Below are 5889 nucleotides of genomic sequence, written 5' to 3'. Positions count from 1 at the left end.
GTCCAGATCCATGACTCGCGGTTCGGTCGGTCGTAGAATCCCGTATAGGTGCGGGCAAAGAAGCGTGAGCCTCCCTCCGGCTCCTTGAGCACCACATTGACCACACCGCCCAATGCCGAGGAGCCGTACAGGGCAGAGCCGGCTCCCTTCATCACCTCGACTTGCTGCACCTGCGTGGGCACCACCGCGTCCCAATCCACGTCACTGTCGTCGCCACGGATGAAGGGCACCCCATCCAGGAGCACGAGCACCCTGGTGCCGATGCCTGAGGAGTAGCCGCTGGCGCCGCGGATGTTGATGTTGTTGCCCATGGTGGTGACGCCCGGCACATACTTGAGCGCCTCATCGACGCCCATAGGGCTGCGACGGGCGATGTCGTCGGCCTGGAGCACTGCCATGGAGGCAGGCACATCGCGCAGGGCTTGCTGGTACCTGCTGGCGGTGACCACTAAGCCTCCTAACTCAATCACCGTCTGCTCCAAAGAGACGTTGACCTCCGTGGGCATGCCCGGCAGCACCCTCACCTCCAAGGTCACCTCCTTGTAGCCCATGCAGGAGATGACCACCGTGTACCATCCCGGGGCAATTTTGGGAATGATGAACCGCCCCTTCGCATCGGTGGCGGCCCCAAGGATGGTACCCGTCACTATGATATTAGCCCCCTCGATGGGCCGGCCCGAGCCCGCCTCCACCACACTGCCGCGTACACTGCCCGCATCGCCCGCCATCCCCAAAAGCGGTGTTGTGGCTGCCAAGGCGAACAGCAGGGCCAGCGCAGTGACACGTTGTTTCATGGCAAGGCCTCCAAGAGAGTTCCACTGCCCGCATGCACGCCGCACGCAGGCGATAAGTGGGGCTCACTTCGAGAAGTAGAGCATGAAGTAGATGGCAATGCTGGTGCCCATGAAAGGCAGCGCCGAGGGAAGACTCACCAGCTTCAGTTGGTTGGCCGTGGCCGTGTAACCCAAGGTATCCAGGCGGAAATTAGTGTAGCCAAAGTCGAAGATGAGCGCATTGGGAAGCTGCCTGCCCACCACGCCGTTTTTCACCAAGGTGTCGCCGCCGGCGTAGACCATCGGAGTGAGCGAATCCGGTTTGCTGCCAAACCAGACCGTGGCCTCCACCCCCAAGGTGCAGGCGGCGCTGTAGCTGTTGTCCTGGCGAATGGTGAGTGTACCGCTCAGCTTCTCCTCGTGGGTAAAGGCGTAGACGCCAAAGCTGTGCATCAAGGCGAGGAGCGAAGAGTCCACCAGGTGGATAGTGGCCGAGTCTGCTCGCCACTGGCCTACCGGGTCGCCGCCGAGCATTTTGACCGGAAACTCCAACTTGGGTTCAGGCTTGGTGGGTTCACCCTTGTCGCAGGCGAGGTAAAGCCCGGCACACAGTGCAACTGCCCCAAAGAACACGACAACAGGCGTAGCTTTGCGCATAGCTCTCCTCCATTTGGTTGATGTTGGCTCGCCCGTCATCCACTCCGACCCGTCATGGCTTCACGGCCCGCTTCCCATGCAGAGAGAAGCGGCAACACATGCTCCTTCCTGGTAAAGTATAGCGAACTCGGCTGATTTTGTCAAGTTATTTCTTGGCCTCTGGGCAGGGCGGGGCAGTCGGCCGGTAAGTGGGTAGCAGCCTATCGCACCCTGATGCTGAGTGCATGGAGTCGTCCCGCGAGGTCTGGTGAAAGCGTATCGCACGAGGCTACGGGTTTGGAGCAGGTAGAGGTGACTTCCATGAGCATTGGGCCGGTTGTGTGGCACAAAAAAATTTTCCTGCAAACAAAAATTCCTCTTGACTTTTCACGAGGACGACTGTATATTTATGGTGCACAAATGTACACCACAACCCGATTTCAGGGGAAAGGCATGGACGAATTGACGCCGAAACAGGCTCTGGTGCTGAGCCTTATCACCCGGCGGGTCAACGAGGGCGCCCCTCCGACGCTGCAGGAGCTGGCCGACGAGCTCGGCGTAACCTCCAAGACCGCGGTCACCAAGCACCTGGATGCGTTGGTCAAGAAGGGCTACATCTCCCGCTCCAGTCTGGCGCGGGGCATCAGGCTGCTGCGGCCGCGCGCCGAGCAGAGCCGCGAGCGCGAGGTGCGTGTGCCCCTGTTGGGGACCATCACCGCGGGTCGCCCGGTACTGGCACAGCAAAACATCGAGGATTACCTGCACCTGCCAGGCACGTTTCTCCGCTCCAAAGGGGCACACTTTGCGTTGCGCGTGCGCGGCGATAGCATGAAGGACGCCGGTATCCTGGACGGCGACATCGTCATCGTCAAATCCACGAAAGAGGCAGATAACGGCGACGTGGTGGCCGCCCTCATCGGCGAGGAGGTGACCATCAAGCGACTGGTGATCAAGGGTGAAAAGCGCTACCTGAAGGCAGAGAACCCCGCGTTTAGTGACATCTATCCTGAGGAGGCATGGAGCATTCAAGGGAAAGTGGTGGGGCTCATCCGCCACTTTGGCTAAGGGCTGGCGAGAGCGAGGTTCTGGTGACCTGCTGAGGAGAAGTTGTGCAGGGCGTCTCTTTTTTTGCCCGATAAGGTGAACTAATGTACACCATATGCAACCGCGTGCCATCATATACGCCGACGCCACCGCCTTTCCGGTGCAGGTGGAGCGCCTGCGCAACCCGCGGCTCCGGGGCTATCCGGTAGTCATCGCGCCGCCTGGGGCACGGGCGCAGGTGCTGGCGCTGTCGTTTGAGGCCCGCCAGGCCGGCCTGCGCAAAGGGATGCGCCTGAAGGATGCGCTCAAACAGTGCCGGGATGTGGTCGTGCTGCCCCCGGACGAGCGCATTTACGCCCGGGCCACGCAGGCAATGAACAAGGTCCTCAGCACCCTGTCGCCAGTGTTCGAGCCCGAGCGCTACGGCCACACCTACCTGGACATCACCGCTACGCAGCGCCTCTTCGGCGGGGCAACCGACACCGCCTGGCGCGCCCAAAAAGAGCTCAAGAGCCGCCTGCAATTGGAGGTGTCAGTGGGACTGGCCAGCAACAAGATGGTCAGCAAGTTCGCGGCTGCGGTCATCAAGCCGAGCGGCCTGCGCCGGGTCCCACAAGGGGAGGAGAGCACGTTTATCGCCCCCTTCCACGTGGGACTGCTGCCGGCGGTGACCAAACCCATCCAGGAGCAACTGTTGGACTTGAACATTCGGCTCGTGCGCCACCTGCAGCGACTCTCGCTGCCGCAACTGGCGGTCTCCTTTGGCCAGGATGCGGTAGCTCTGTATCAGAACGCGCGTGGTGTTGACCCCCGTCCGGTACAGCCGCCGGATCGAGCACCGCGAGTTTGCGTCAGTCGTACGCTCACTGAGGAAAGCAACGACTTGGAGGTGCTGCGTGCCGCGTTGTTCGTCCTCTTGGAAAAGGCAGCACGCAGCTTGCGCAGCAGCCGCTTCCTTGCCCACGCGGCCCGCATCCACATTTTCTATGCCGACTATCGCGAGGCAGCCGGCCAATGTCGTCTGCCGGTACCTTCCAACATGGAGATCGAGCTCTATCCGGCAGTGGCGGCGCTTTTGGAAAAAACGCTCGTCCGCCGCACGCGCGTGCGCGCCCTCTCGCTAGTGCTCTTCGACCTGAAGGCGCAGCCGCGCCAGCTGCCTCTTTTTATGGAAAATTCCACGGCCAAGACCGCAGCGTTGACGCAGGCAATCGATCGGATTCGCACCCGTTTCGGCGAGGAGGCCATTCGCTTCGCCCGGAGCATGTTGTGCCCATGAACTTTGTCCATTTACACACCCACTCGTACTACTCCTTTCTGGAGGGCGCCGACAGCATTGAGGCCCTGTGCGCCGCTGCTGCGCGGCATGAAATGCCCGCGTTAGCGCTCACCGACACCAATGGTCTGTACGGCCTGATCTGGTTTGTGCGGGAGGCGCAGGCGTGCGGAGTGCGGCCTATAGTCGGCGCGGAGGTGGTCACTGACCAGGCGCGAGCCGTGCTGCTGGTGAAAAGTGCTCAGGGCTACCGCCGGCTCTGCCACATGCTCTCAGCCCGCCATTTGCGGGAGGACTTTTCCTTAGCCGAGGAGCTCATTCACGATCGCCAGGGCCTTGTCGTCATCAGCCACTCGCTGCCCCTTCTGGAGGCAGTGGTGCGGCAGAGTGGTACCGCTGACGTCTACGTGGAGTTAGCGCCTGGTTGTGTGCACGGCCCGCTGCTAGCGTTTGCCGCGCGCCATCACCTGCCGCCGGTGGCCACCAACGACGTGCATTTTGTGGAGCCTCAGGGGTACGACATCCATCGGCTGCTGCGGGCTATCGACCTCAACACCACACTCTCCCGTCTGCCTCCGGTGATGTGTGCCCATCCCCAGAGCTGGTTCAAGAGTCCTGCGCAGATGGCGGCGTTTTTCCCCAATTGTCCAGAGGCCCTTGCCAACACCTGGGGCATCGCCGAGCAGTGCACCTTCGTTCCGGACAATACTGGCTGCATCTTCCCCAATCCCAATGGCGCGGCCGCTTACCAACGCCTGCGGGAGTTGAGCTATCGAGGCGCTCTATGGCGTTATGGGGCAATCACCGCGCCGGTGCGGGAACGCCTGGAGCACGAGTTGGCGATCATCCAACAGAAAGGGTTTGCGGACTATTTTCTCGTCGTGCACGACATCGTCCGCCAGTCGCCGCGTACCTGCGGGCGAGGCTCTGGGGCGGCCAGCTTGGTGGCCTACTGTCTGGGCATTACCCACGTAGATCCCTTGCGGCACAATCTGTTCTTTGAGCGCTTTCTCAACGCCGGGCGAAAGGACCCGCCAGACATCGACGTGGACTTTGCCTGGGACGAGCGCGACGAAGTGCTCGACTATGTGTTTCGCACCTATGGCGAGGCGCGCGCCGCCATGGTGGCCAACCACGTCTGCTTCAAAGCACGGGCCGCCCTGCACGAAATTGCCAAGGTCTATGGCCTCACCGAGGAGGAAATCACCAGGGTCACCAAGAGGTTCTCCCGCCTCTGGTTTGCCGGCGATTTTGTCGAGCTCATGGGCTCCCATCCGCTCTTTCGCGGCCAGGAGCTCCCCCCGCCGTGGCCAGAGATTATCGCGCTGGCCAGGCGACTGCATGGCGTGCCCAGGCAGCTCTCCGTGCACTGCGGTGGGGTGGTCATCGTCCCAGATTGCATCGACAACTATGTGCCACGCCAGCGTGCCGCCAAAGGGGTCACCATCATCCAGTGGGAAAAGGACCAGACCGAAGAGGCAGGCCTGGTTAAAATCGACCTCCTCGGCAACCGCTCCTTAGCGGTCATCCGCGATGCCTTGCAGGCGATCCGCACCAACTATGGCGTGGAGATCACTTACCAGGACTGGAATCCCATCGACGATCCCAAGACGCAGGAGTTGATCAGAAACGGCGACACCGTGGGCGTCTTTTACGTGGAATCGCCTGCTATGCGCCAGCTGCAGAAAAAGGCGCAGACCGGCGACTTTGAGCACCTGGTGATTCATTCCAGTATCATCCGCCCGGCAGCCAATCTCTTTATCCAGGCCTATTTGGCGCGTCTCAAAGGGGCGCCGTACACGCCTCTCCACCCTTTGCTGGCCGACATTCTCAAGGAGACCTACGGCATCATGGTCTACCAGGAGGACGTTGCCAAGACTGCCATGGCCCTGGCTGACTTTGATCCGGCCGAGGCAGACGAGTTGCGCAAGATTTTGTCCAAGAAGCATCGCCACAAGCGCCTGGCGGACCTGAAGGCCAAGTTCTACCGCGGTGCTTTAGCCAAGGGCGTCGCACGTCAGACCATCGATGCGGTCTGGCAGATGATTATGAGCTTCGAGGGCTACTCCTTTTGCAAGCCCCACAGTGCCAGCTACGCGCTGGTCTCGTTCAAGTCGGCCTACCTGCGCGCGCACTATCCGGCGGAGTTCATGGCCGCGG

General features: G+C 61.4%; 5 protein-coding genes. 3 read left to right on the top strand and 2 right to left on the bottom strand.

The features are described 5' to 3' along the window. Both H5U38_11980 and H5U38_11975 read right to left on the bottom strand, forming a co-directional pair. Positions 1–794 (bottom strand): TonB-dependent receptor plug domain-containing protein (locus H5U38_11980; GenBank protein ID MBC7187742.1); only part of this gene is annotated, 794 nt, incomplete at its 3' end. A gap of 63 nt (positions 795–857) precedes the next feature. Beyond that, complete coding sequence (locus tag H5U38_11975) at positions 858–1430, bottom strand: hypothetical protein (GenBank protein MBC7187741.1); 573 nt, start codon at positions 1428–1430, stop codon at positions 858–860. Positions 1431–1862: 432 nt separating this feature from the next. On the opposite strand from H5U38_11975, the gene lexA reads away from it, so the two are divergent. From lexA to H5U38_11960, 3 genes are all read left to right on the top strand, one after another. After that, the gene (lexA, locus tag H5U38_11970) at positions 1863–2474 is read left to right on the top strand and encodes a transcriptional repressor LexA (GenBank protein MBC7187740.1); all 612 of its coding nucleotides are present in this window, start codon (positions 1863–1865) and stop codon (positions 2472–2474) included. Between the two features lie 94 nt (positions 2475–2568). After that, positions 2569–3732 (top strand): hypothetical protein, encoded by a 1164-nt coding sequence (locus H5U38_11965; GenBank protein ID MBC7187739.1) that lies wholly within the window; start codon positions 2569–2571, stop codon positions 3730–3732. Next, positions 3729–5889 (top strand): DNA polymerase III subunit alpha (locus H5U38_11960; protein ID MBC7187738.1); only part of this gene is annotated, 2161 nt, incomplete at its 3' end. The genes H5U38_11965 and H5U38_11960, both read left to right, overlap by 4 nt.

The organism is Calditrichota bacterium (assembly GCA_014359355.1).
GTDB lineage: Bacteria > Zhuqueibacterota > Zhuqueibacteria > JANLFK01 > Oleimicrobiaceae > Oleimicrobium.
This window is presented reverse-complemented; position numbering and strand designations above follow the sequence as displayed.